Here is a 25743-nt window from a genome sequence, read left to right as displayed (position 1 = left end):
AAAGTTGGCTATTTGCTAAGGAGAAAAGTTCTCTCACTCTTATAGGAAATAGTTGGTCATTGCTATAGTAAAAACTCACGTGTCATCCTTATAGGAAATAGTTGGTCACTGCTATAGTGCCTGTTGCACAAGATTTTTAAAATGATTATTTTCATGCTATGCAAGGCAAAAAGATTTACCAAGAAAAATTATTCAACAATTTCCAGTTAAGTGATCGAGTTCCAAGATCAAGTTTTTATCGTAGATTAAAGGATGTATTGCACCTAGATTTTTTATATAAAAAGACTAAGTGTTATTATGGTAATAGTGGTCAGCAAAGTATAGATCCTATAGTATTCTTTAAATTATGTTTGGTTGGATATCTGGAGAATATCATAAGTGATAGGCAATTGATTGAACATTGTAGTATGCGTTTAGATATCTTATATTTTGTTGGCTATGATATTGATGAAACATTACCTTGGCATTCCTCTATTAGCAGAACGAGACAGTTATTTCCTGAAGAAATATTTGAAGAAGTTTTTACACACGTTTTGGAGATGTGTGTAAAAAAAGGTATGGTAGCAGGTAGAGCGCAAGCTATAGATTCCGCACCAATAAAAGCAAATGCTTCTATGGACAGCTTGGAGCTGAAAGTTCCAAAACAAGATTTGTCATCTCATTTGAAAACAGTCAGTGATACAAACGATAATGATGCAGAATCTGGTGACAAACCAAATGAAAAGAATAGAGATCAAGAGTTATCGGATGCCAAACTTAATGTCATTACATCGGATAAACATAAAGAGAATCTTTCTGGAATTCACAAAAAAGGGAGTACTAATGCTAATAACAAGACTCATTATAGTCCAACAAATCCTGATGCCCGTATCAGTGTCAAGCCAGGTAAAGCCGTAAAGCTTAATTACCATAGTCAGTTAAGTGTGGATACTGCCCATCACGTTATTACAGATATTAACGCTTACCATGCGGATAAAAAAGATAGTCAATGTCTTGAAGATATTGTAGAAAGGTTGAGTGCTCGTTTATGGAAGTTCGGATTTGTATGGGAAGATTTACTAGCAGACACAGGTTATTGCAGTGGTGAAGTATATGCATTTTTAGAGAAAAAAGGAGTACAAGCTTATATTTCAATTCCCGATTCATACAAAGGCGGTCCCGAAGGATTTACTTACAACAAAGAAGAAGATCATTATATATGTCCAAATGGAGAGATCATTCCTTTTAAGAAAGTTTTTACGCATAGATATAAGGGCAATCAAACTTTAAAAAAGCAATATTGTAGTTCCAGTAAACAATGTAAAGGGTGTGCTTTGGCAGAAAAATGTTTAAGCAAGACTGCCAGATATAAGCGATTTGAGGTGACCTATTATCGTGAGGAATATGAACGAACTAAAGCCCGTTTAAAAACCCCAAAAGGTAAGCATATGCCATTAAAACGTCAGAGTACCGTAGAACCTGTATTTGGCACATTAACACAATATCTTGGTTTACGAAAGATTAATACCATTGGAATTAAGCAAGCTAATAAAGTAATGCACCTCTCTGCTATGGCATATAATCTGAAGAAGTATTTAAAATTCAACCAAAAACTTGTAAAAAGTGATGCTAAAAGAGAAAGACTTACCCGTTTGAATCAAAAGTTCCTTACAGAGCTCATTTGTCCATTTTTAAGACTTCCAAATTTTGCTATTCTCCTTCCAATCTAAAAATATAAAAGCCCTTAAAAAGCATTAAAAGAGCCTGTTTTTTTTACAAATTATACAGTTGTGCAACAGGCACTATAATCTTGCATCTTTTTGCTTTCTTCTTACGACTATAAGAGAAAGTAAACAAATGAAACATAAAATTCTATCCTCTGTAGTAGTACCAACACTATTAATATTAACAGGTACTTTTAGTTATTTAACAATTCAAAATAACTGGAATTTTGAAATAGTGTCCTATTCAATATTTCTTTTTACCTTAATTTATATTCTAATTTTAGAACGAATTATCCCTTTACGACAAGACTGGAAACCAAATAAAAAATCCCTTTGGACAGATATTAAGCATTTAATTTTTTCAACAGCCATATTTGATACTTTAGGAAAAGTGTTCGCATTATCATTAGTTGTTTATATACAAAAACACTTCTTTACAACATTCACTTTTTGGAATTCGCTACCATTCTTCGCAACATACTTTATTGCTAATCTAATAGGAGAATTTCTTCCTTATCTATATCATAGAATTAGTCACAAAGGATATACCAATTCATATATAAGTCTTCTTTTATGGAAAATACATTCCATTCATCATTTACCAAAAAGTTTAAATTGGTTTAAAACAAATTGGATTCACCCTATTAATATATTCCTCAATACATTTTTAAAAATAACACCTATTCTACTTTTAGGATTTAATCAAGAAATTATCTTTTTGGTAGGTATTACACACGTAGTAGTTGCCTATATGTCTCACGCCAACATTCAAACAAAAACAGGCTTTTTGGATTATTTGGTAGTAACACCAAAGATACATCACTTTCATCATAGTGAGAAAATGGAAGAAGCAAAAAACTTTGGGAATATTTCCCCTATTTGGGACTTGTTATTCGGAACTTACTACAATAGAAAAGGTACGGTTGAAAAAATCGGAGTTATTGAACATTCTCAAACTAATTATCCAGAAGACAAAGAATACTTTAAACAATTACTTTTTCCTCTAACAACTTCAAAAGAATGTTGTAAATAAAAAAGCTAGTGAGGAATCGTGTAGATGACTCCGCCATCATTAGATAGCAGAGTGCACCTCACACACTCCAATCATGCCAAATGCAATACCGTAATAGATTACGCAGCCATTCATCTAACTTTTTAAGTTTGGTTTAGCTATTGGTCTATCGATAATCGTATCTTATATATCCTTAAAAATGTTTTCAAACTATATCAAAGCCAGACAAAATTGTCTGGCTTTTTTGTTGGGTATTAGTACCTTTATGTTCTAAATGTATAGTTAGTAAAGTAACTATATACGCAGATATTAAGAAATATAGTTACCTTGGTAATTATATATTATGTTGCCATTAATTTCCAACAAATAAACTAATTATAAAGAATGCATAAATTTTTATCGATACTCGTCATTGTTATAATAGCAATATCTTGTAGTCAAGGAAGCCAAAAAAGTAAAACAATAGATGACAAACTTAATAATGATGGCGAGGTAATTTCTGATAACGAAATAAAGAAGTTAACATCATTTGAAATAAAAGACACCGAAATCCATCAAATTCAATCGACAATTAATCAAAAACACTATGAATTATATATCAAGCTACCAAATTCATATTCATCAAATTCAGATAAAAAATATCCGATATTAGTACTTACTGATTCTGATTATGCTTTTCCATTAGTTACTAGTATAACTAGACGGGTAAAAACAGAAGAATTTATTATAGTTGGTATATCCTATTCAAAAGGCGATTCACCTGGGGTTAGTAGAACTAGAGACTATACGCCAACCAATTCACCTAATGAAGAGAGAGGCCACTCTAAAGAATCTAGATTAGCTTCAGGTAAAGCAGATGATTTTATTGCATTTATCAAGAAAGATATATTCTCTTTTTTAAATAATACTTACAGGATAAATATGTCTAAGAAAGTATTTTCTGGACACTCTTTTGGAGGATTACTCGCAAGTTACATTTTAGTTACCACCCCTGACTTATTTGAATATTACCTAGTAGGAAGCCCTTCTTTATGGTATGATAATTATTGTATAAATAATTTTGAAGAAAAATACTCAAATGCCCATACTAACTTGAGGGCAAATGTTTTTTTTAGTATAGGAGGAAAAGAAAAAAATAACAAATCTGATATGGTCACTGAAATGCTGACTTTTGAGCAAAGGTTATTATCTAGAAACTATACAGATTTAAAAGTAAAATCATCCATAATTTCTGATGAAGATCACTTTACTGTTTATCCCAGTTTTATAACAAAAGGTATTTTATTTGCATTTGAAAAATAAAAAACTACAGCTAGTCGTGTAGATAAATCAATTGGCTTAGGCTTGCTTTCCTTGCTCCGCCTCATACATCAGTCGTTGGCTACAAACTGAAATCGAGATTACATCAAAAATTAAGACAACCAAAACCTAATGATATAAATGAACGAGCATAACAATACTTCAGCATATTTTCAATTATTTCTTGCTATGGCAATAGTTGGAAGCACAATTGTTATTAGTAAATTGATAGCCGACACATTTCCAACATTCTTCGGTACATCTTTAACATTAATTATTGCATTAATCGGTATAACTCCACTCTACCTATATCACAATAAGAAAAATAAAATAACACCTACTAAAAGTGATTGGAAATATCTTGTATTACAATCTTTAACGGGTGTTGTTTTGTTCAGGGTTTTAAGTTTTTATGGTCTAAAAATGACCTCGCCAGTAGATGCAGGAATCATTACAAGTACAACACCTGCAATTATTGCTTTAATAGCAATGTTTCTACTAAAAGAAAGAATTTCACGAAATATGTGGATTGGAATTGTTTTTGCTATTTTAGGAGTATCCATAATCAATTTATTTACAGACGTTCATAATTCAGTAGAAAGTGTAAATAATAAGTTTTTGGGTAATCTGATTATCATATTTGCTGTTGTTTGTGAGGCTCTATTTACTATTTTCAGAAAGAAAACACCAAATATTCCCGCAATACACGGTTCGTTCCATATTATTTGGATTGGACTACTATTATCAGTTCCATTTGCATTTTTAGACATAGATTATTCGGCATTAAGAAACTATTCTTTTAATGACTTTCTTCCTATTCTATATTATGGAGTATTTGGCTCTGTAATTGCATTCTTCCTTTGGTTTGATGGAGTTTCTAAAGTTTCTGCAAGCGTAGCAGGACTATTTACTGGGGTTATGCCTGTTAGTGCTGTGATTCTATCATTTTTACTCTTAAATGAAACTATAGAATGGTACCATATAATTGGAATAGGATTAGTATTAATGGGAATATATTTTGGATCGAAAAAAGGAAAAAGAAAAGTCTAGTGAGAAAAAGCCAGTTACCAGTCGAGTAGAAAAAGGGGGATTTCACCCCTAAACCTCTCTCAGCTCTACTGAGTTTATCGAAGTACCACCGTATCCTTCGTCAAGCTCAGGACAGGCTATACCAATCCTTTATACGGCTCTTATTATGTAGTTACCTATAATTTAAGAAACGTCGCTTCCATCAATAATTTAATAGAGAAAATTTTGAGAAACATATATAATAAAAAATATTTTTTATTGTATATGTTTCAAACACTTTTTAAAAAATGAAAAAAACAACTGTAATACTAATTATAATATCCCTACTCTTTTTAGTGTTTTTTAAAAAATGCACACTTATAAACCTGAATTTTACAACCCAAACTTTTAAAAACCCAAATAAATTAACAGGAAAAATACAATCAAAAAATTATGAAATAGTTCCTGTAGAAGGAAATTTCCCAATATTATTTGATAGTATTAAAAGTGAATTCTATTTAAAAAATTATCAGGGATTAACAAAAATAGATGCAGAAGGAAATATTTTGATTTCTGAAGATTTATTAACTGAAGATTACACCTCCGTTTTTAATTTTGAAAATTTCATCCCTTATGTATTTACAAAAAATGGCGTGTATGATTTTTCTGGAGAGAAACTTATTTATACTGATTTTTCTATAATTCTAAATAGTTATGAAATGAGTGATGAAATGAGTGATGACAATTTTAAATCTATTTTTGAAGCACATTATAAAAATGCTGAACTTGTAATCTATGAATCGTATCACAATTTTAATTATGAAAAAGATGTTCGCCCAATGTATTTCAAAATAGACAATGAATGGGTTTTATTATTCTCACAAATATTAGATGATAGATTTTCAGATCAAATAATTACTGATAATCGCGAAATTATAGGACGGATTGACTATGAAAATTTTTCAGCAAAATTTGGCGATAAAACATTAATCGTTTTAAAAAATTCTAAGACCAATACTTATTCACTACCTAATCATTATCGTTTTAAATTTGATACAGAATACTTGAATGACTCTTATGAAATTTTAAACGAGCAAAAGTTAAACTATCAATCTAATAATGAAATTAAAATGGTTTATCACAAGAAAGAAGGTTATCTCTCTCAAGGAAGACCTTGGAATATACCTGATTGGTTTTTACCTTCATTTTTAATGACTGGTTATTTTGAGTTGAATTATGAAAATGAAAACCTTTTTTTTAAAGAAACTGTCGTACAACACTTTTCAGAAATTAATTACCAAAACAACTTATACCTATATGAATTGCCCAAAAAATACAGAAAAAAAGTAAAAATCTCTTTTTTAGATTACAATCTCAATATAGGTGGTACAAGAAATGATAGTACAGGAGTAGTAGATCCTAAAATAAAAAGTGTTGGACTATATATGATTAAACCAAAATAGAAAAAACTATAGGTAATAACTAAGCACATGGCGTACTGGCCAGTGCTATATGCCTTGTTGAGGGATCCGAGATTTGTAAATAAGGGAGAAATCGAAAAGTTCGCAAGAACCGTAAAAAAGAAGAACTATATTTTTAGAGCACCTTACCTTTTTTTCTTATCCCCGCTGGCAAAGCCTCCCGACTTTGAGCGATTTATGTTGTGCTTTTCTTTTTTAAATCTAGGCAAAATATAAAACATAGAATATTTTATATCCTTAAAAGTGCTTTTAGTAGAAACTGTATCAAAGCCAGACAAAATTGTCTGGCTTTTTTGCTGGGTATTAGTACCTTTATGTTTAAGAAATAATAGCAATTGTTATTAGTATATTATTTTGGTAATAATTAGAAAATGACCTTGAACAAGAAAGAATATATTAGAAAAGGAAAATGCATTTGGTGTTTAAAATCGAAGCCAGAAGTGGAGTTTTATACTAAACCGCACACAATCCCAAAAAAACTAAATTCTCACAACATTGGATTCGACATTTGTGATTCCTGCAATAGTTTTTTCGGTAGCGATAATAAATTGGATAAAGTAACATATTCAGTTGACAAGGTCTTAAAAGAGTTTTTTAATGTTCACAAATTTCTCCTTAACAATAAAAAAGATTCAAATTCTTGGAAAAAATTCAAATCTCAATTTTTCAACTATTACCATACAAGTAAAACCTTAAAATTGAAGATTGATTACAGACGAAATGCAACATACATAAATCAACTAACTCGAAAGTTCAAAAGAGGTATTTACAACATTTTTCTTCAAGAATATCATCGAAATACAGAAAATGGACTTGACAATAAGTTCGATAAAATAAGGGAATTTGTAAGATACGATATCGGAGAATTACCTTTGTATTATTTGAAAAATAGTAATGGAGTAAAAATGACCGAAGATTTAGATTTATCACACGGACTTCCGTTTAACGGCTACCTTATTGAGATTTTAGATAAATATGGATTTTATCATTTAAGTATGATAGGTTTGAATTTTTATCTTGAAGCAACCGAAAAAGCAAAGTTAAATTTAGACTATTTGATTAAAGATAGTAATCATCTAATAGGTACAGGTTTTGTATTTAAGGAACTAATAGAATTGAAAAAATTAAATGAAATAGATTTTACACTTCGAAATTGGGATTAAAACCCCTTGCTGCTCAAAATTTTCCGACTTTGAGCGATTTATACTATGCTTTTCTTTTTTAAATCTGGGCTATACTATAAAGTGTAGAATATTTTATATCCTTAAAAGTGCTTTTAGTAGAAACTGTATCAAAGCCAGACAAAATTGTCTGGCTTTTTTGTTGGGGATTAGTATCTTTATGTTTACGAAATAATAGTGATTGTTATTATAATATTGTGGTACATTAAAAGATGAAGCCTAAAAAATACATATCTACACTTTTGAACGGAATTTTCATTCTGACAGTCTTACTTTTTGTATTTGACAGACTGACTTCATTTGAAATTAAGAATCAAGAGATAAAGTCACTCACTTATTTCGGATTAATGGTTGTAACACCTATGACCTTAGTGTGGAATCTATGGACTTTAAAAACGAGAAAATGGAAAATAATAAGTTCAATTCCTCCAACTTTAGCGTTAATTGGAATTATAATAATTGGGCCTATAAAAATTATGTTCTCTTCAGGTAGTTGGAAAACACAAACCGTATTATATCAAAACGGACATTTGACTTTTAAAAAAGTAGAATTTCAAATGCAAGATGTTGGTGCATTAGGTTATAACAAACGGACAGTTGAAGTGATTTATCTTACGGACTTGTTTATGATTGTGAGCTCTGTAGAAAAGGATATAGACGAAAGGGTTGAATGGATAAAAGTGGATAAAGAGGTAAATGAACTTGGACTGAAATTTCCATAAAAAACAAAAACGACACCGCAGTCGAGTAGAAAAAGGGGACTTTCACCCCTAAACCTCTCTCAGGGCAGGCTATACCAATCTCTTATACGGCTTCTTATTATGTTTGTTACGTTAACCGATAACCTAACTCCCAAAAAAAATAAGTGTGTATTATAAAGTCAAAAAGTACAAGAAATTTAGCGCTACCAATAACTATTTTTTTTAAGACAATTAATCCATAACCTCGGAGCAAGCTCACAAAGTATGCTTCCGAAAATATAATTTTGTTTTCGAAACAAGCCTTGGAGAATTAAACTCCACAATGTGGATTAAATATATTATGAGTGAATTACTTTCGTAATAAGAGAGGGTAAAAATTGCATATCGATTATAAACCTATATGCATAACAAAACAGTAAAGTAGGTTTATAGTTTTATGCGATTAGATATAATTAAGGCTGTCTAAATAATAAACTTTTCTAAAAACTTCGTTTTTCAATACTAATTAACGAGAGAATCGTTTTATGAAATTTATAAAATAAAACATCTATATCTTAGAAGCTATATCTGGAATAATACGATTTACGGATGAGAATTGCGTATAAATAATTGCAAAGGTTTTTCGCTATATTGATGAATCAAATTAAAGAATAGTCATAGCTATTGTTTCATTTTATGAAGAAAATATAGTAGAAAAAGAATGCCATTATATGCGAGATTTTTATTCGTAAATCGTATGACTATTTAAAAAGACGTCTTATCAAGTACAAAACGCCATATTTTTTAATGGTACTTAATGCTGTAGACAACCATTGATAAGGTTGTAAATCTTCTTTTAATTCTATTTTCAACAATTTCATCTCCTCCATGGCTATTTGCCTTTGAAGATTAAACGTTCTTAAATCTTGCTCTATTTCCTTAAAAGATCTATATACTTTTTTCATGAGTACTTATTTAGTCAAAAAATTCTTTAGACATTTTTTGTATTATGTATTTATCAATCTGCTTACGAGTAAAGTAACCTATCATTGTAAAAAGAAATAATGCTCCTGCTACAAGTAAGCACGCTAAAGATGTACTATTAATTAATTCTCCTAACCAAATTGCTACGGCCACTATTAAAAATATCAATCCAAGAAAAAGAAGGCCGCCTATAACGGCCATCTTACTTAGGAAAGAAAAAGCCTTCGTTAATTGTTGAAAAGCTTTTAGTTTATAATATTCTTGAGAAGATTTTATATACACTTCTCCAGAATCAATAGCTTTATTAGAAGTTTCACTTATGGCTTCAAATACCCCCATTATACTGATGTTTTCTGTAGTTTTTTATTTCTGGCTTTTAATTCTCCTAATTTTTTTTCTAATGTGCTTATAACATCATCTGCCTTATAACTTACATCAGACACTAAGGATTCAACCCGAGAATCTAAAGTCTCTTTTTTAGAAGAAACCACATCTGCAACTCTATCCTGAAGGTTATTCGCTTCTCTTGCTAACTGATCTTTTGTTGCTTGTGCTTCCTCTACTAATTTTCTTCTTGTATTAGTTCCCTTATCAGGTGCAAACAAAATACCTAAAGTAGCTCCGATTGCTGTTCCTGCTAATATTCCTAAAAATGTGTTACTATTATTATTCATTGTTTCAATTTTTTGTTGTTCAATACAAAATTGAAGATAAATACCGATACACATTAACTCTAACCATAAAGATGTTAACTGAAATGATGTTTTGTAAACGAAGTAACATTTATTTCAAAAGCGTTAACAGTATTCTTACTGTATAATTAGCTTTGTTATACAATAAATCCAATATCATGTCTAAAAATATAACTACCATATATCCTTTTACAGGTAACGTTTTAAAAGAATACAACTTTTTGTCTAAGCAAGAAGTTAATTCTAAACTAGAGATTGCTCAACAAATATTTTTGAACTGGCGAAAAGAGCCTTTAAATAAAAGAACAAAATTACTAAATCGACTAAGTATCCTTTTGGATGAAAATAAAGAAAAATATGCTACCCTGATTACTCAGGAAATGGGAAAACCATATCATGAAAGTATTTCAGAAATTGAAAAATGCATTTGGCTTATTGATTTTTATGAAAAAAATGCAGAACAATTCTTAGCAGATGCACTTATTGATACAGAAGCAAATGAAAGTTTTATAAGCTATGATCCTTTAGGTTGTATTTTAGGTATTATGCCTTGGAATTATCCTTTTTGGCAAGCATTACGTTTTGCCATACCTACTATAACAGCTGGTAATGTGATCCTTTTAAAACATGCTAATAATGTAAGTGGATGTGCTTTAGTTCTACAAGATTTATTTGAAGATTCAGGATATCCAAAAGGATCTTTTCAGACCTTATTAGTAAACCACGATCAGATAGAAGAAATAATAAAAAATGATATTATTAAAGCAGTTAGCCTAACAGGAAGCGAAGGTGCAGGAAGAACTATTGCTAAAATAACAGGACAGTACCTTAAAAAAACGGTATTAGAATTAGGAGGAAATAATGCCTGCATCATTTGGGAGGATGCTGAGCTTGATAAACACATCAATACTATAGTTAAAGCCCGAATGCAAAATACTGGACAAAGTTGTATTGCTGCAAAGAGATTCATTGTAGTAGAGAGTATTTATGAAGAGTTCTTGGAGAAATTTAAAATAAAAATAGAATCCTTGAAAATAGGAGATCCTATGGATAAGGAAACAGACATAAGTACTTTAGCTAGAATCGATTTAGCAAAGGAAGTAGAAAGACAAATAGAAGAATCCGTGAAAAAAGGAGCAAAAATAATAACAGGAAATAATCGCAAAGAAACCTTTTTTTCTCCAACAATTGTTACTGAAGTCAAACCTGGTATGCCCGTCTTTGACGAAGAAGTATTTGGTCCTGTTGCATCTGTTATTAAAGCAAAGGACAGGAGTCATTCTTTAGAACTAGCATCGCAATCTAGTTTTGGGCTAGGAACCATGTTATTTACGCAAAGTATTGAAGATGCTCGCAAACAAATTGATAACATCGAGGATGGTGCATTTTTTATTAATGAGATGGTAAAATCAGATCCTCGATTACCTTTTGGTGGCACAAAAGCCTCTGGTTACGGTAGAGAGTTATCCAAAGAAGGAATATTAGAATTTGTAAATAAGAAAACAGTTTATATAACAAAATAAAAAGAAATGAAATTTGTAAAAGAAGAAAACGAAGAAAGAAGAGATTATATATTTCAAAAAAACACAAAAACAAGGATAGGTACAAGATTAATAGTTGTTATTCTAATCCTATTGATTATAGCCGTAGCTGTATCAGGCATATTCTTAGAGCTTTTTTAATTAATTCTTTTTCTTTCTTTTTGGATTAAAAATACCATTAATAGAGATAAAGATTTGATTAAAGTACTAATACATTTGAATTATAAATTATTTTAACTTAAAAGCAGAAAAATGAAAATGATTAAAAAAGTAATACTACTACTCTTTTTACCTTTAGGATTGATCGCTCAAAAAACCACAAAAGAGTTAGGTGATTTTAATGAGATAAAAGTGTATGATGGTATTAATGTTACTCTTGTAAAATCTTCTGATAATAAAGCTGTAATAACTGGTAAGGATATAGATCAAGTAGCTATTGTAAATAATGAGGGTCGATTAAAAATAAGAATGGAGATAGATAATCTTTTAGATGGAGAGGATACCAATGTAACTCTATACTATAAAAAGGAATTAAATCTAGTAGATGCAAACGAAAAAGCTAAAATAGCATCAAAAGATGTTCTTGGCTCAAAGTACCTTAATGTTCGTGCCCAAGAAGGAGCAGAAATAGACATAAAAATAAATACTAGAAATCTGGATTCTAAAGCAATCTCTGGAGGAAAAATAAAATTATCTGGTACAACTATAAATCAAGAAGTTTTGGTTCGTACAGGAGGAAGCTATTATGCAAAAAAATTAAAATCACAACGAGTTGATGTTACTGTTTTTGCAGGAGGAAAAGCTTTTGTACATAGCAATGAGTTTGTTGAAGCTAATGTTACCGCAGGAGGAACTATAGAAGTGTACGGTAACCCAAAAACTATAAAGAAAGATAAAACCCTAGGAGGGTCTATTATAATTAATGACTAAACTATAGTTTTAGTAAAATAATTTCATTGAAGAGAGGGTCAAATATTATTTTTTGACCCTCTTTTATTTCTAAAAAATCTCGGCTTATTTATAAGAATATATAGTACTAATCCTTATAATGTTAAAGAAAAACCCAAATAAGGTAAAGAAAAAAAATATAGCATATTTTTTTATAGGATATGATAGATCTCTTTATATATCTTTGCTAAATAGAAACTACATATAACATCTAAAACAAAAAATATATTTATACTTAATGAAGATTTATTTAAAATACGATATTAATGTTATTTTTAAAAAAACTTTAGAAGAGCAATTAGATAAGATAGGAATTAACTATACTATCAATGGTTTAGGTGAAGTAGAGTTTATGGAAGCTATAAGTGTAGACAAAATAACACAACTAGCCTCTTTGTTATCTATTTATGGTATAAAAATTATTAATGATCATAAAAGTGAAGTTATACAGCGTATTAAAGATGCTATAACTGAAATGGTTATAAACTCTTCTATAGATAATTCCTGTAAAGTATCTACATATCTTGCCGAAAAATTAGGGTATTCATATACATATCTTTCGAGCTTATTTTCTGAAGGTACATATACATCTATAGAAAATTTTGTAATACTTAAACGAATTGATCGTGCTAAAACTTTAATCTTAGAAGACAAACTTACTCTTACAGAAATTTCATATAATTTAGGATATAGCAGTGTAGCGCACTTATCTTATCAATTTAAAAAAACAACAGGGTTAACCCCAACTGTTTTTCAAAAGATTATCAAACAACGAAAAGAGACAGCAAAAGCGCAATAAAGTTTTAAAAAAACTTAAGATACTATGGATATAGATATGTTAAAAGTAATTTTAGTGGATGATGACGAAGATGATCGTTTACTTTTTAAAGATGCCATAGAAGAGGTCGACATGAACACCAGTTTACTTTTATTTGATAATGGTCAAGAGTTTATGGATCATATAACACTATCAGGGCAATCAATACCACACTTAGTTTTTCTAGATCTCAATATGCCTATCAAAAATGGTATAGAATGTCTTACTGAAATACGACAAAATAATAAATTAAAAGATTTATCCGTAGCAATATATTCAACATCATCATCAGAAAAAGATATAGAGCAAACTTTTATAAAAGGAGCTAATATATATATCAATAAACCTAATGATTTTATAAAACTAAAAAAAGCAATTAGCGAGGTTTTAAAACTTAACTGGCAATACCACACCTCTAATCTTAATAGAGAAAATTTTTTATTAAGCATTTAATAACTCACTCGATCTACAATATCCTTTATTACTAATCAATAAACCCGTAGCAAACTCACCACGAGGTATGTTTCCGAAAATATGTTTTGTTTTCGAGGCAAGCCTCCGAGAATTAAACTCCACAATGTGGATTAAAGTTTAATAGATTTCTTTTTTTAAAAACCGCCTTCTCTTTAGTGCAACATATTTTTATCACAAAAAATTAATTAGCTAAAAATAAACCCTTTAACTATATTTTGTGAGTTTATTATACTTTCTTTTTATCAAATTATATAATTATATAACACAATCTAAAAATTATATAACACGTCTGGCTATTTTGTTTAAGATATTTGTAAAAGTAATAAACATACTTATATAGAGTATCGTTTTTACAAAAACAAGACATTATTTTTAATAAATAAACTAAATCATCATGGGCACTTTAAAATTAGGAAATACTACTGGGGTAACAGAAATTTTTACTAGACTTAATAACCAATTACATGGTGAAATGTCTCAAAACTTTGGCGAACATTTAATAACTGTAAAAAATTCTTTAGCTAATGGTACTATAAGAGGTATGAAAGTAGGAAGACACAAATTATTTTTAGAAATAGATCTATATTGTAAAGAAGATGTAGAAATCCCACTTAATAGTATAAACTCTAATCCTTTACACTTTTTATATAGTTACAAAAACAAAGTGACATTAAAGTTAGAGGACACTAAAAAAGAACAAAGTTTAGAAGAGTTTCAAACAGCTATAATTTATAGTAGAAACAACAATACAATACTTCAAATTAAAAAAGAAGAACATGTAAAAATTATTATAATATCAGTATGTATACCACAGAAAGCGATCAATGTATCTCCTATTGTTGGCAATATACTTTCATTATTTGATGAAAAAATAAAAGAAGGGTCTTTTACATATTTCGGATCCTACAACCTTAAAATAGCAGATCAAGTCAATCGATTAGATGCTATTGATGAAGAAGGAGTGGTTAGAAACTTATTTATAGAAGGTATTGTTCAACTTATATTAGGGATAGAAATACAGCACTATCAAAATGATATTAATAGTCAGGATGAAGTTTTTGGAAGTCTAACCAAAAAAGAATTAAAAATCATACAAGAGCTCGGTCAAAAAATTCGGAATAATGTAGATACTGCATATAATATTAACGCACTCACCCTTCAAACTGGAATACCAGCAGCTAAATTACAAGAAGGATTTAAGTATTTATTTGGACGAACAGTTACCGATTATATTAAAAATGCAAGATTAGAGTTTGCTCTAGGACTTATTAAAACTAGAGACTTAACGATTTCAGAGGTTGTTTATAGTGTTGGGTTTAGTAGTAGAAGTTATTTTTCTAAAATTTTTAAAGAAAAATATAACTGTTGCCCTAAACTATATCAAGATAGTATAAAATCATTAGCCGCTTCTGCTTAAATAACATATATATGAATCAAAATTCTAATTTAAGATCAATGAAAAATAAAGAGTTAGTTGAAGTTTTATTAGATTGTATGAAACATTGTAATCATTGTGCAAACACATCTCTAAACTCAGGATACGTTGAGATGATGATTGATTGTATACGCACCAATCAAGTTTGTGCCGAAATTTGTAGCACAACAGCAAAAATACTTTCTCTATCTTATGAGAATGTCGATGATCTAGTAGATTATTGCAAAACTATTTGTCAAGCATGTGCCAGAGAGTGCAGCAAGCACAATAATGAATATTACAAGTCTTGTTCAGATGCCTGCCAAAAATCTGTAGAAGCATGTAACATTTATCTTAACAAAACACTCTCTGCTTAGGTTATAGTTAGTATAATATTTTTTTATTTTTATACTAGTTTATAGGTATAATCAATAACCTCTTAACAAGCTCACGAGGTATGCTTCCGAAAATATATTTTGTTTTCGAGGCAAGCCTTAGAGAATTAAACTCCACAATGTGGATTAAAAAAATTAAGTTAGATTATTGCTTTGCAATTGCGATTCGATAATTTAAAAAATATAGATAAAACAATAAAGATTTTTATTATTACTTTGTAAAACTATAAATCATGATATTACAATATTATAATGGATAAATTAGGAATTACTGAAGAAAACTGGAATCAATTTATAAAATGGCTATGGGACTTTATACCAGGAGCTGTATCTGCAATTTTAATATTATTTATAGGCTTATGGGTAATTAAAATTTTTACCCGAATGCTCCGTAAATTTTTTAAGAAAAAAGACTATGATGAAACGTTAGAGAAATTTCTATATGATCTAATTAGTATGGGACTAAAAGTCCTGTTAATCGTTTTAGTTATTACTCAACTAGGTGTTCAAAGCTCATCTTTGGTAGCTATATTAGGTGCTGCAGGTTTAGCCGTAGGACTCGCTTTGCAAGGATCACTTGCAAATTTTGCAGGAGGAGTGCTCATATTGTTTTTCAAACCCTTTAAAATAGATGATTTTATATCTGCACAAGGAATAGAAGGTACAGTAAAAGAAATTTCAATATTTACAACTAAGCTTAATACATTTGGCAATCAGCTAGCTATAATCCCTAATGGAAAACTATCGAATGATAACATTATAAATTATTCTGTAGAAGGAAAAAGAAGAGATAAAATAGATATAGGAATATCTTATGATAGTACTATTAAGACCGCCAAAGAAGTATTACTTAATCTTATTAATGAACAAGAACAAGTAATTCAAGATCCTATTCCTGTAGTAGTTGTTAGCGAATTGGGAGACAGCGCCATAACATTATCATTAAGATATTGGGCTCTTAACGAACATTTTTGGGATATTCATTTTTATACTTTAGAAGAAGCAAAAAAACGATTAGAAGCTGCTGGAATTTCTATACCATTTCCACAAACTGATATTCATATTTTTCATAAAGACACAAAAAAAGAAAAGAAGTAAAAAGTATAAATACTACAACTTTATTTACCCTTTTTTCACTTTGTGAATTAACTAAATCTAAAATGTGATATTTTTTAGTTGGGTTAATTCACAAAGTAAAAACAAATCTATAAAGCCTCTTTTAAACCTAAGATATTTTCAGTATTTACAGGAATATAAATATTAAAAGTGGCTCCTTTTTTTGGGGTACCTATAGCCGTTATAAACCCTTTATGGTTATCTACAACTTTTTTAACAATAGCAAGACCTATACCTGTACCTTCATAATCACCTCTATTATGCAATCTTTGAAATATTTCGAATATTTTGTTTCCGTATTGAGGCTCAAATCCAATCCCATTATCAGAGATACATATATAACAATACTCATTATTTGCAATTAATTTTTCGTTTTCAAAATCTCTTCCATATTTTATTTTACTACTTATTTTTATTAATGGTTTGCGATCTGTTGAAGAAAATTTTATTGCATTGGTCAAAAGATTATTTATGAGTTGTCGAAATTGAAATGGTATAATATTGATTTTATTTAGTTGAGCTAGCTCTATCTTAACATTTTTTTCTTTTAACTCCTCCTCTAAATCTTCTATTACCTCATTAATAATTGCGGTAAGATCCCTATTTTCTAAATGTATTTCCGTGTTATTTACACGAGAATATGTTAGTAAATCTTCAATAAGAACTTGCATTCTTTGTGCTGCATTTTGCATGCGCCTAAACCAATCCTTACCTCTATCTGATAAATTATCGTATTCATTAGAAACAATTCTTGAAGCAAATGTCTGAATTTTTCTTAAAGGCTCTTGTAAATCATGACTCGATATATAAGCAAAAGCCTGTAACTCTTTATTCATATTTTCAAGATATGTATTATTTTGTTCTAACTCTAATGTTCGTTTTTTTACTTGTTTTTCTAATCGTTTTGCAAATAACTTTTGATCTTGAATATCGGTACTGGTACCTACCCACATAGTAATCTTACCTTCTTCATTTCTTTGAGGGGTTGCACGACTTAATTGCCAGCGATATTTACCATCATTTCTTTTAAACCTGTGCTCAAATAAAAAGTCATTTCCAGTATCAATAGAGTTTTTCCACTTTTTTATATTTTCTTCACGTTCATTTTTATGAACAATTTGAAGCCAACCATCATTATCAATCTCCCCCTGTTGTAAACCAGAATATTTATATACTACTTTATTAAAATAATTTAAATTTCCGTTGACATCGGCGGTCCATACCATTATTGGCAAAGATTTAGCTAACAATTTAAATCTCTGTTCGCTTTCCTTTATTTTTTTATTAGCCAGTGATTCTTTTGATACATCTATTAAAATTCCTGTAAATCGATACGCTACCTTATCTTTATTAAACAAAGTACTTCCTTTTGCCCTAACCATACGTTCTTGTAACGTATTGGGATCAATGATTGTATAATCAATATCATAACTTCCTCCAGATGAAAATTCTAATGATTTTTGAATTGCTTTTTTTACTCTTTTCTGATCTTTTTTTGCAACCGAAGCAATCGCAGTAGAAAGATCTACATTATCCTTTGATTTTAAACCAAACCAATCTTTTAGTCGTTCATTACATAAAAATTTATTTGTAATTGGATTGTAATTAAATGTTGCAAGTTTAGCAGCTTCGATTACAAATTGAAACTCATTTTTACTGTTTTTCAATTCATATAATGCCTCTTTATGGTCATGAATATCCATTCCACTTCCAACATTACCCTCATATTGTTGGTTCTCTAAATAATGGGGGCCTCCAGAAAAAAGGAACCACCTATATTTGCCATCTTTCCCTTTCATCCTCACTTCAATAGTATAATTGGATCTTTTTTCTATAGATATAGAATACGTTTCTAGTAGTCTTTGGTAATCATTTGGATGTACAATTTTATCCCAAGATCTTCCTATCGCCTGTTCAAATGTTTGCCCTGTATAATCTAACCAAGATTTGTTCCAATATGTTACTTCAGCATCTTTATTTGCCATAAACACCATCATTGGTGTTTGATCACTTAAGGTACGAAAACGATCCTCGGATTCTTGCAACTGCTTAATAGCCATTATTTTTTTAGTAGTTTCTGTACACGTAACAAAAACTCCCATAGGCTTTCCAGATTCGTCGTGTACAGCACTATAGCTATACGTCCAATATACATCTTCCACTTTTCCGTTTCTATATATTGGCAATAGCTGATCTTCTGTTAAATTGGCTTCGTTTCCAGATAGTATACTATCTATTAAAGGTTTTATATCTTGCCATATCTCTTTCCAGTAATCTTCTGCCTTACTTCCTAGAATATAAGGATGCTTACCCTCTTTACCAAGACTAGGCCTATATGCATCATTATAAAAACAAATTAATTCTGGTCCCCAAAATAAAAACATAGGAAACTTAGAATTTAAAATAATACTTATAGTTGTACGCAAACTTTGGGGCCAATCTTCTGGATTACCTATTGATGTTTTACTCCAGTTTTTGGCACGAATAAGATCGCCCATTTCACCTCCTTGAGGTAAGAATTCTAGAGTAGAATGATTTTTTTTAGTTTTCATTTTGGTTGTATTCAAAATGTGAATAGTATTTGTTTAAGGTTTCTTTATTTTCGAATATAAATAAGAACAAAGAACTTTAAAAACTCTATTTTCAAAAAAAATAAATTGAATACTATTTTTATACTTATAGAGTATTCCTAGACTGAGTTCGATCTAAAAAAACACATCTACCAAAATTATTTTATACCAGTTGTTGTTTGAATTTACTGAAAAAGAAAATAAAGATTTTTTGTTTCAATGAAGAAGAAAAGCTTGTGCCAGACCCGATCTGGTATTAAGCATAGCTGGGCTACGGTTTATATTTATTCTAAAATTGAAGTATAAAAGAACCTTTTATTCCGGTAAATTCAAATGACAAATGGTGTTAGATAGAAAATTGTATCAAAAACAAGTAGGTTTTCGATCAAAAGTCTAATTTTAGTACATTTTTTTTCATTTTACTATCAAAAATTACTCAATTTGACGACTTTTTTAAACCAACCTCTTCGGTCGAATTCACGTTCTTAATAAGTTTTCATTTTTTCTTTTCGTTTTTCTAATTGATCATTGAGATCTCTAATAGTTTCGTTAATTGCTTCTTCAAAACTTTTTTCATCAGAAGAAGCATATAACCTTGGACCTGGAGCACTTAAACGTATTCCACAAATATGCCCTGTATCATCACTTTTATTTTCTTTTTTAAAAAACACATCTCCTCTAATCAAAAACGGATACTTATTATTTAAATTACTTAATTTTTCCTCGGCTAAAGACTCTAACCTATCACTCGCACTAATATTGGTATATTCAAAAATAATATTCATGTTGTTTTCTTTTTATTTTTTTTTTAGTTTTCTTTTTTCTCCCACTTCTACACTAATATCGGTAGGTGTTTTTATTGATATGTAACATATACAAATAATGGCTATCCTTAGAGATACACCAATACGTTTTATATTCTTATTTGGCTATGTGTTATCCAAGTTTATCACATTTGTAGTTATTCCCTTATTATTATTTTTAACCTCAACACCTTTATTCAATAAATATAATATTCACTTACTCTATATAACTATTTTTATAAAAATTTAAGTTATAAAATAAACAGATTTAAAACATTGAGAGTTCCTTTAGAAGAAAAAAAAGCTATTCCGTTAAATAAAGTAGGTTTCTATTTCTATATAAAATCCTATCGTACAAATACTTTTTTATACCTTTTTTGGTTTTGAAGCATTGTTTTTTACACGTTTTCGTATTTTTCTTAAAAAAATTTTACTTCCAAATTTTTTTTTAGGTAACCCTGGGCTTTGTATTGTATTTCTGTTTTTCATAATTGTCTATGCATTAAAAAATTAAAGAGAAAATTGATTGAACTGTCCTCAAATCCAGTTTTATTAGATTCTGCCTGATCAATAAACTAACTCTTTTGAAGTATAATAACAATATAAACTTAAATAAAATTTGTTAAATGATTTAATCCCACATTTACCTTCTTTAATTGTTATAATACTATACTTTTTATAACTACTAACATTTAGACCAAGAAGTAAACATCCAATGTCTTTTTTCTAATCGTCTTATAAATTCTGTGGCCATTTCTTCTGTAGCAGAGTCTCCTGCTTCTAATGCGGCATTCATTACGTCAAGGATGGAATCGTGTAGAATCTGAAAATCTTTTAGAATTTCTTTAACCATAGCTATAGGTGTCAACTCCCCCTCTATTTCGGTAATACGAGACAATTTAAGATATTCTTTTAGTGTGCTTTTTGGTTTTAATCCAAAAACTCTTATACGTTCTGCAATAGTATCTGTCTGGGATTTCACTTCGTTATATTCAATTTCAAATTGCTCATGTAATTCAAAAAAATCACCACCTTCAACGTTCCAATGAAAACTTCTAAGTTTATGATAATGTATAATATAATTGGATAAAAGCTGATTGAGAGTAATTACAATTTCTGCTGTTTCTAAATAAGTAAACCCTAACTTTTTATACGATTTTTGTGTTTTAATAATTTCTTCCATTTTTATTATTGTTTTTATACTCTAGAAATAAGATTAATGTCAAAGAAAGATTGCTAGTTTAAATATAATAACCTGAATTCCATTAATCTGAAATACGTGATTTTAAGTGAAATTCTATTAAGAATTTTTATAGTATTTCGGTATTAAAAAACCTGTTCTCGATAACTCTGCTGGTCTTGTTGAAATACAGTTTTTCTCCATCATAATACGAAAAATCACTCGAATTGACGGTTTTTATGATTTATCCAAATATTAAATCAATAACCTCAGAGCAAGCTCACGAGGTATGCTTCTGAAAATATATTTTGTTTATCGAGGCAAGCCTCAGAGAATTAAACTCCACAATGTGGATTAAAATCAGGTTGATATGATGTTTAATATTAATACAGTATCAAAAGTAAACTTAAATAATTTTTACTATTACCCCATTCGATTTAGACCTTGCCTCAAATACGATTATACTATGAAATAGAAAACCCTTTTTTTATAATCTTATAAAAGGCAATATTATAATTTTTATTTTTGCCATATAAATAAACTTAAATCATATAATTACCAAAGAGATATTAACTAAATAATCGTATTAAGATCCTTATAAAACTTCAAAAATACTGTAACTTCCTTCAATATTAAGATATATTAAATCAATATGAATCCTACACACACCTCTTTTCTTGTACTGTTTTTATGCATTGTTTTATCAAGCTGTATAAAAAGAAACCCTAATAAACAGATAGAGCAAAGAATACTAAAAGAAAATACTATCAAAAATAATATAGAGTTTACATACCCAATTCAAAAACAAGTCTACGTTCCTATTTATTCAGATATCTATAACAAAACCAAAGATCATCGATTTCAGCTTACAGCAACTCTAAGTATTAGAAATATAAGCCCGAAAGATTCTTTATTTCTTGAAAATGTAGATTATTATGACACGCAAGGAAATTTTGTAAGAGCCTATATTAAAAAACCAATTTATCTGAAACCCTTAGAGTCTATAGAATATGTTATTGAAGAAAAAGATACAATAGGTGGAAGTGGTGCTAATTTTTTAATTAATTGGGGTGCTCATCGAGAAATCAATCCTTTATTTCAAGGTATAATGGTAGGTGTTTTAGGGCAACAAGGTTTTGCTTTTACAACAGAAGGAACTACAGTTTTAAACATGGATGAATTTTAGATCGATATACACTTAATCCCCTAACTAACATATAAATACAGTGTTTTTATTATCTAATAATTATAAAAAACTTACTTACTTTTTTTGAAATAGTATATCCGAATAAAATTCTGAAAAAAATAAGAACATACTAATCTATATAGTCTTATTGTTTTTTTTAGAAACTAAGCAACTCTAAATAAGACATTTAAAGTTGCTTAGCCTAAGTCAACAAAAATGCTTAAAACTTATAAATTATGTTTGCATATAAAGCTCTAGGAAGTTGTGGTGTTATAGTTGTCCAACCTTTATAATATTCTTTATTAAATGCATTATTCAGTTTTAGGCTTATTCTATATTTATTTGCTTGATAAAAAACAGACGCATTAGCAATAGTATAACTCGGAAGAATAAACTCCCCAGTAGATTCATAGTTGATTGCAAAATTTTCACTTGCTCCATTAAAACCTAAACCTAGTCCAAAACCTTTCAATTTCCCCATTTGAAATTCATAGTTAGCCCAAAGATTATATAATGTTTCAGGGCCAGCCTCTAATGGTCTTCGGTTTAATATCTCTGTATTATCAGACTTTGTCGTTTTACTATCATTATTACTAAAACCTGCTCTAATATTAAGTCCATCAATAGGGTTTGTATTTATTTCAATTTCAAAACCACTACTCTCTACTTCGCCTCCTTGTATTTTATTAAAAAGAGAAGCAGGATCGGTAATAACACGATCTTTAACCTCAATATTATAATAACTTATTGTTGCGTTTAGTCGATTATTAAATAAATTAGTTTTAACACCAAATTCTAATTGATTAGCCTGTTCAGGATCAAAAACCTTTAAAGTCTGAGGGCCATCATTAGGGTCACCTACTAAACTAGGAGCTACATTGGTAAAACCATTCTGATAATTTGCAAACACAGATAATTTATCTTGAATTGGTTGATACAAAATTCCAACTTTTGGAGAGAAAGCTGTTTGATCATAATCATCCTCTAGATTTGCAAGATCTCCTTCATTGTCAAATAAGTCTAACCTTAAACCTACCATTGCAGATAATGATGAAGTTATATTAACAACATCCGAAATATAAGCACTATATATATGTGATTTAGATTTTATATTGGATATCTCTTGCGAAGCTAATACCGCATCTACTGCAGCAGCAGACAACAAAAATGGATCAGTTTCTACATCTAGAGTAAAAGGATTGTCATTATTATCCTCCCCTTCTGGTGTAACATTTCCATAAAAAGCAAAACCGCTACTATTATCCGTTTGAGTAGAGTTAAAATAATCTACCCCAAAAACTACTCTATTTCTAATTGATCCTAACTTAAAATCTCCAATAAAATTTTGTTGTATATCAGTGGTTTGAGTATTTCCATTTTGTTTGTTAATGAAACGAGAAAAAGTATCATTTCCCAAAATCCCAAAATCAAATAAATAAGAATAATACCCTTTAGTAGATGTTGCACTTTTTGACAGTATAGTTTGTGATTGCCAAGCATCAGAAAGTTTATAGTCTACTTCTACTCGATAATTTTGTGTGGGATTTTCTAAAGTTAATTCATTACTGGTAAATGACAACTTATGATTATACCCTAACTCTTCTAAATTATTTGCCTGAGTAGGGTTATTTCTATTCAAAAACAAAAACATAGGGTTTGTTTGCTCGGCCTGTGAAATTTCTCCATAAAATGAAAAAGATAATTTATTGTTTACCCTATACGATAATGATGGTGCTACAAAAAAAGATTTTCTAAAACCTGCATCCTGAAAACTTTGCTGAGTAGCATAAGATGTATTTAATCTAAAATAAATATTATTATCCTCATCTATTGGAGTATTAAAATCTCCGCTTATTTGATTAAAACCATAGGTTCCTGAAGTAAAAGAAAGCTCTCCACCAGATCCAACATAAGGTTTTTTTGTTACCACATTTATAAGACCCCCGTATGAGGTTACAGCATTACCGAAGAGTGTTGCCGAAGGGCCTTTCACTACTTCAATCCTTTCGATATTTGCTGCGTTAATAGTCCCATTTGTAAGCCCTGGTATTCCATTTACCAATTGAGGCTGTACTGAGAATCCTCTTAGAGAATAATATCCTGCTCCATCTCCTCCTCGTCCCGTAGATGACCATAGTTTTTGAACACCCACTGCATTTTTTAGTGCATCTTCAAAGTTTGTAACAACTTGTGATTTTAATAATTCTGTAGTAACAGTGCTATATACCTGAGTGTTTTCTAAATCTTTTAATGGTAATTTAGCTACATAAGCTGTTTCTTTTCTTGAAAACTTGTTTTTACGAGTCCCTTCTATTACAACTTCTGCTAAAATCTCATTTCCTTCGTATAATGTAATAAAGCCTAATTCTATAGTCTCATTATTAGAGATACTAACCTCAATTTCTTTCGTTTTAAAACCCAAGTACGATATAACTACAATATGATTTCCATTTTTTATGTTGGTAATCTCAAACGTTCCGTCTTGATTAGATTGCCCTCCTTGATTTGAATTTTTGATAAATATATTAACTCCTGATAATCTCGTTTGAGTATTATCTATAGTAGTTCCTGTTATACTTCCATTTTGGGAGTAAGAAAAAAAACATGAGAGTAATAACACTAAAGTTATTAATAATTGATTCTTCATTGAATATTAATTTTATAATCATTTATATTTATTTAGAACAAATAAATATAAATGATAATTTTTCGGCAAAACTATTAAGAATCATTTTAAATAAAAATATTTTGATACTCTTTTTTTTTATTTTTTACTGACAAACAATAAAAAAGATACTGTAAAAATATAAGAATCGAAATCATATAACTTTTATTAAGTGTATAGTCCCAAAGTTTTTTGAAGATGGAATAATTTATATAAAACCTTAGTTTGCCAAAATTTAGATGTAAAAGAGTACGGATTCTATTATTAACCTGAGTTCGACGTAAGAAAAAAGGGTTTTTACTTGTAGAAAAAGCAGAAAAACATTATATTTAAGTATCTAACATTCAAATATTTAAATGAATTTCTGCTTATGATTTCTAAAGATAAAATTACTGAAATTTTCTTTTCTATTGATGAATTTTGCAAGGTTTTTAACCCTGCTTTAAAGAAAAGACAGCTTACTACAGGAAAAAAGACAAGAAATAGGAAGTTTACCATGTCTGCTAGTGAAATTATAACCATTACTGTTCTATTCCATTGTAGTGGCTATAGAACCTTCAAACACTTTTATATTTTTTACGTAAAAGAGCATTT

The 25743-nt window shown here is 29.4% G+C and carries 23 protein-coding genes and 1 pseudogene; 17 read left to right on the top strand and 7 right to left on the bottom strand.

All coding sequences use genetic code 11. The features are described 5' to 3' along the window. Positions 1 to 158: 158 nt before the first annotated feature. The 7 genes from H527_RS0117060 (at position 159) to H527_RS0117030 (ending at position 8406) form a co-directional block, all read left to right on the top strand. Entirely contained in the window at positions 159 to 1709 is a 1551-nt protein-coding gene (locus H527_RS0117060; protein ID WP_027413815.1) for an IS1182 family transposase, read from the top strand. Between the two features lie 127 nt (positions 1710 to 1836). Then, a complete protein-coding gene (locus H527_RS0117055) occupies positions 1837 to 2736 on the top strand; it encodes a sterol desaturase family protein (protein WP_027413814.1) in 900 nt (299 codons plus the stop codon). 363 nt (positions 2737 to 3099) lie between these two features. Continuing rightward, positions 3100 to 4017 carry an alpha/beta hydrolase gene (locus H527_RS22470; RefSeq protein WP_051316847.1) on the top strand — a complete coding sequence of 306 codons (918 nt, stop codon included), beginning with the start codon at positions 3100 to 3102 and terminating at the stop codon, positions 4015 to 4017. 138 nt (positions 4018 to 4155) lie between these two features. After that, complete coding sequence (locus H527_RS0117045; RefSeq protein ID WP_027413813.1) at positions 4156 to 5064, top strand: DMT family transporter; 909 nt, start codon at positions 4156 to 4158, stop codon at positions 5062 to 5064. 266 nt (positions 5065 to 5330) lie between these two features. Beyond that, on the top strand, positions 5331 to 6485 hold the full coding sequence (locus H527_RS0117040; RefSeq protein ID WP_027413812.1) for a hypothetical protein: 1155 nt from the start codon (positions 5331 to 5333) through the stop codon (positions 6483 to 6485). Positions 6486 to 6880: 395 nt separating this feature from the next. Continuing rightward, positions 6881 to 7666, top strand: a complete 786-nt coding sequence (locus H527_RS0117035) for a hypothetical protein (protein ID WP_211235743.1) — start codon at positions 6881 to 6883, stop codon at positions 7664 to 7666. A gap of 230 nt (positions 7667 to 7896) precedes the next feature. Next, positions 7897 to 8406, top strand: a complete 510-nt coding sequence (locus H527_RS0117030; protein ID WP_027413810.1) for a hypothetical protein — start codon at positions 7897 to 7899, stop codon at positions 8404 to 8406. Between the two features lie 719 nt (positions 8407 to 9125). Here the strand turns inward: H527_RS0117030 and H527_RS0117025 are convergent. The 3 genes from H527_RS0117025 to H527_RS0117015 are packed head-to-tail and all read right to left on the bottom strand — an operon-like array spanning position 9126 to position 10022. Beyond that, a complete protein-coding gene (locus H527_RS0117025; RefSeq protein WP_027413809.1) occupies positions 9126 to 9329 on the bottom strand; it encodes a DUF6327 family protein in 204 nt (67 codons plus the stop codon). A gap of 10 nt (positions 9330 to 9339) precedes the next feature. Beyond that, positions 9340 to 9687 (bottom strand): hypothetical protein, encoded by a 348-nt coding sequence (locus H527_RS0117020; protein WP_027413808.1) that lies wholly within the window; start codon positions 9685 to 9687, stop codon positions 9340 to 9342. After that, on the bottom strand, positions 9687 to 10022 hold the full coding sequence (locus H527_RS0117015; RefSeq protein ID WP_027413807.1) for a YtxH domain-containing protein: 336 nt from the start codon (positions 10020 to 10022) through the stop codon (positions 9687 to 9689). Before H527_RS0117015 ends, H527_RS0117020 begins: the two co-directional genes overlap by 1 nt. 176 nt (positions 10023 to 10198) lie before the next feature. On the opposite strand from H527_RS0117015, the gene H527_RS0117010 reads away from it, so the two are divergent. From H527_RS0117010 to H527_RS0116975, 8 genes are all read left to right on the top strand, one after another. Continuing rightward, entirely contained in the window at positions 10199 to 11563 is a 1365-nt protein-coding gene (locus H527_RS0117010) for an NAD-dependent succinate-semialdehyde dehydrogenase (RefSeq protein WP_027413806.1), read from the top strand. A 6-nt stretch (positions 11564 to 11569) separates the two neighbouring features. Next, positions 11570 to 11722, top strand: coding sequence for a hypothetical protein (locus H527_RS24075; RefSeq protein ID WP_155837932.1), 153 nt, complete (start codon positions 11570 to 11572; stop codon positions 11720 to 11722). Positions 11723 to 11833: 111 nt separating this feature from the next. After that, positions 11834 to 12511, top strand: coding sequence for a head GIN domain-containing protein (locus H527_RS0117000; RefSeq protein WP_027413805.1), 678 nt, complete (start codon positions 11834 to 11836; stop codon positions 12509 to 12511). A gap of 256 nt (positions 12512 to 12767) precedes the next feature. After that, complete coding sequence (locus H527_RS0116995; protein ID WP_027413804.1) at positions 12768 to 13328, top strand: helix-turn-helix domain-containing protein; 561 nt, start codon at positions 12768 to 12770, stop codon at positions 13326 to 13328. Between the two features lie 24 nt (positions 13329 to 13352). Then, on the top strand, positions 13353 to 13799 hold the full coding sequence (locus H527_RS0116990) for a response regulator (protein ID WP_027413803.1): 447 nt from the start codon (positions 13353 to 13355) through the stop codon (positions 13797 to 13799). Positions 13800 to 14214: 415 nt separating this feature from the next. Then, complete coding sequence (locus H527_RS0116985; RefSeq protein ID WP_027413802.1) at positions 14215 to 15237, top strand: helix-turn-helix domain-containing protein; 1023 nt, start codon at positions 14215 to 14217, stop codon at positions 15235 to 15237. An 11-nt stretch (positions 15238 to 15248) separates the two neighbouring features. Beyond that, positions 15249 to 15611 (top strand): four-helix bundle copper-binding protein, encoded by a 363-nt coding sequence (locus H527_RS0116980; RefSeq protein WP_051316846.1) that lies wholly within the window; start codon positions 15249 to 15251, stop codon positions 15609 to 15611. A 270-nt stretch (positions 15612 to 15881) separates the two neighbouring features. After that, positions 15882 to 16727: a mechanosensitive ion channel family protein gene (locus tag H527_RS0116975; RefSeq protein WP_027413800.1), complete on the top strand. Its 846-nt coding sequence runs from the start codon at positions 15882 to 15884 to the stop codon at positions 16725 to 16727. A gap of 107 nt (positions 16728 to 16834) precedes the next feature. On the opposite strand, the gene H527_RS0116970 is transcribed toward H527_RS0116975, so the two are convergent. The 3 genes from H527_RS0116970 to H527_RS0116955 all read right to left on the bottom strand — a co-directional run bounded on the left by H527_RS0116970 (position 16835) and on the right by H527_RS0116955 (position 21301). Continuing rightward, entirely contained in the window at positions 16835 to 19297 is a 2463-nt protein-coding gene (locus tag H527_RS0116970) for a PAS domain S-box protein (RefSeq protein WP_035088648.1), read from the bottom strand. Positions 19298 to 19800: 503 nt separating this feature from the next. Continuing rightward, complete coding sequence (locus tag H527_RS0116965) at positions 19801 to 20100, bottom strand: HPF/RaiA family ribosome-associated protein (RefSeq protein WP_027413798.1); 300 nt, start codon at positions 20098 to 20100, stop codon at positions 19801 to 19803. 703 nt (positions 20101 to 20803) lie between these two features. Beyond that, positions 20804 to 21301, bottom strand: a complete 498-nt coding sequence (locus tag H527_RS0116955; protein ID WP_035088645.1) for a Dps family protein — start codon at positions 21299 to 21301, stop codon at positions 20804 to 20806. A 649-nt stretch (positions 21302 to 21950) separates the two neighbouring features. On the opposite strand from H527_RS0116955, the gene H527_RS22465 reads away from it, so the two are divergent. Next, positions 21951 to 22484 carry a DUF3124 domain-containing protein gene (locus tag H527_RS22465; protein ID WP_035088643.1) on the top strand — a complete coding sequence of 178 codons (534 nt, stop codon included), beginning with the start codon at positions 21951 to 21953 and terminating at the stop codon, positions 22482 to 22484. 220 nt (positions 22485 to 22704) lie between these two features. On the opposite strand, the gene H527_RS0116945 is transcribed toward H527_RS22465, so the two are convergent. Next, the gene (locus H527_RS0116945) at positions 22705 to 25131 is read right to left on the bottom strand and encodes a TonB-dependent receptor (RefSeq protein WP_027413796.1); all 2427 of its coding nucleotides are present in this window, start codon (positions 25129 to 25131) and stop codon (positions 22705 to 22707) included. Between the two features lie 388 nt (positions 25132 to 25519). On the opposite strand from H527_RS0116945, the pseudogene H527_RS24460 reads away from it, so the two are divergent. Beyond that, positions 25520 to 25743: pseudogene (locus H527_RS24460) on the top strand (IS982 family transposase); the annotation flags it as partial.

Origin of the sequence: Aquimarina muelleri DSM 19832 (genome assembly GCF_000430665.1) — a bacterium.
GTDB lineage: Bacteria > Bacteroidota > Bacteroidia > Flavobacteriales > Flavobacteriaceae > Aquimarina > Aquimarina muelleri.
This window is presented reverse-complemented; position numbering and strand designations above follow the sequence as displayed.

What these genes read in the sequence shown, in the direction of transcription:
- H527_RS0117015 (WP_027413807.1), bottom strand. Translation starts at nt 10,022, where the DNA reads ATGAATAATAATAGTAACACATTTTTAGGAATATTAGCAGGAACAGCA.
- H527_RS0117040 (WP_027413812.1), top strand. Translation starts at nt 5,331, where the DNA reads ATGAAAAAAACAACTGTAATACTAATTATAATATCCCTACTCTTTTTA.
- H527_RS0116965 (WP_027413798.1), bottom strand. Translation starts at nt 20,100, where the DNA reads ATGAATATTATTTTTGAATATACCAATATTAGTGCGAGTGATAGGTTA.
- H527_RS22470 (WP_051316847.1), top strand. Translation starts at nt 3,100, where the DNA reads ATGCATAAATTTTTATCGATACTCGTCATTGTTATAATAGCAATATCT.
- H527_RS0117000 (WP_027413805.1), top strand. Translation starts at nt 11,834, where the DNA reads ATGAAAATGATTAAAAAAGTAATACTACTACTCTTTTTACCTTTAGGA.
- H527_RS0117055 (WP_027413814.1), top strand. Translation starts at nt 1,837, where the DNA reads ATGAAACATAAAATTCTATCCTCTGTAGTAGTACCAACACTATTAATA.
- H527_RS0117025 (WP_027413809.1), bottom strand. Translation starts at nt 9,329, where the DNA reads ATGAAAAAAGTATATAGATCTTTTAAGGAAATAGAGCAAGATTTAAGA.
- H527_RS22465 (WP_035088643.1), top strand. Translation starts at nt 21,951, where the DNA reads ATGAATCCTACACACACCTCTTTTCTTGTACTGTTTTTATGCATTGTT.
- H527_RS0116955 (WP_035088645.1), bottom strand. Translation starts at nt 21,301, where the DNA reads ATGGAAGAAATTATTAAAACACAAAAATCGTATAAAAAGTTAGGGTTT.
- H527_RS0116995 (WP_027413804.1), top strand. Translation starts at nt 12,768, where the DNA reads ATGAAGATTTATTTAAAATACGATATTAATGTTATTTTTAAAAAAACT.
- H527_RS0117045 (WP_027413813.1), top strand. Translation starts at nt 4,156, where the DNA reads ATGAACGAGCATAACAATACTTCAGCATATTTTCAATTATTTCTTGCT.
- H527_RS0117020 (WP_027413808.1), bottom strand. Translation starts at nt 9,687, where the DNA reads ATGGGGGTATTTGAAGCCATAAGTGAAACTTCTAATAAAGCTATTGAT.
- H527_RS0116945 (WP_027413796.1), bottom strand. Translation starts at nt 25,131, where the DNA reads ATGAAGAATCAATTATTAATAACTTTAGTGTTATTACTCTCATGTTTT.
- H527_RS0116985 (WP_027413802.1), top strand. Translation starts at nt 14,215, where the DNA reads ATGGGCACTTTAAAATTAGGAAATACTACTGGGGTAACAGAAATTTTT.
- H527_RS0116975 (WP_027413800.1), top strand. Translation starts at nt 15,882, where the DNA reads ATGGATAAATTAGGAATTACTGAAGAAAACTGGAATCAATTTATAAAA.
- H527_RS0117030 (WP_027413810.1), top strand. Translation starts at nt 7,897, where the DNA reads ATGAAGCCTAAAAAATACATATCTACACTTTTGAACGGAATTTTCATT.
- H527_RS0116980 (WP_051316846.1), top strand. Translation starts at nt 15,249, where the DNA reads ATGAATCAAAATTCTAATTTAAGATCAATGAAAAATAAAGAGTTAGTT.
- H527_RS0116990 (WP_027413803.1), top strand. Translation starts at nt 13,353, where the DNA reads ATGGATATAGATATGTTAAAAGTAATTTTAGTGGATGATGACGAAGAT.
- H527_RS0117010 (WP_027413806.1), top strand. Translation starts at nt 10,199, where the DNA reads ATGTCTAAAAATATAACTACCATATATCCTTTTACAGGTAACGTTTTA.
- H527_RS24075 (WP_155837932.1), top strand. Translation starts at nt 11,570, where the DNA reads ATGAAATTTGTAAAAGAAGAAAACGAAGAAAGAAGAGATTATATATTT.
- H527_RS0117060 (WP_027413815.1), top strand. Translation starts at nt 159, where the DNA reads ATGCAAGGCAAAAAGATTTACCAAGAAAAATTATTCAACAATTTCCAG.
- H527_RS0116970 (WP_035088648.1), bottom strand. Translation starts at nt 19,297, where the DNA reads ATGAAAACTAAAAAAAATCATTCTACTCTAGAATTCTTACCTCAAGGA.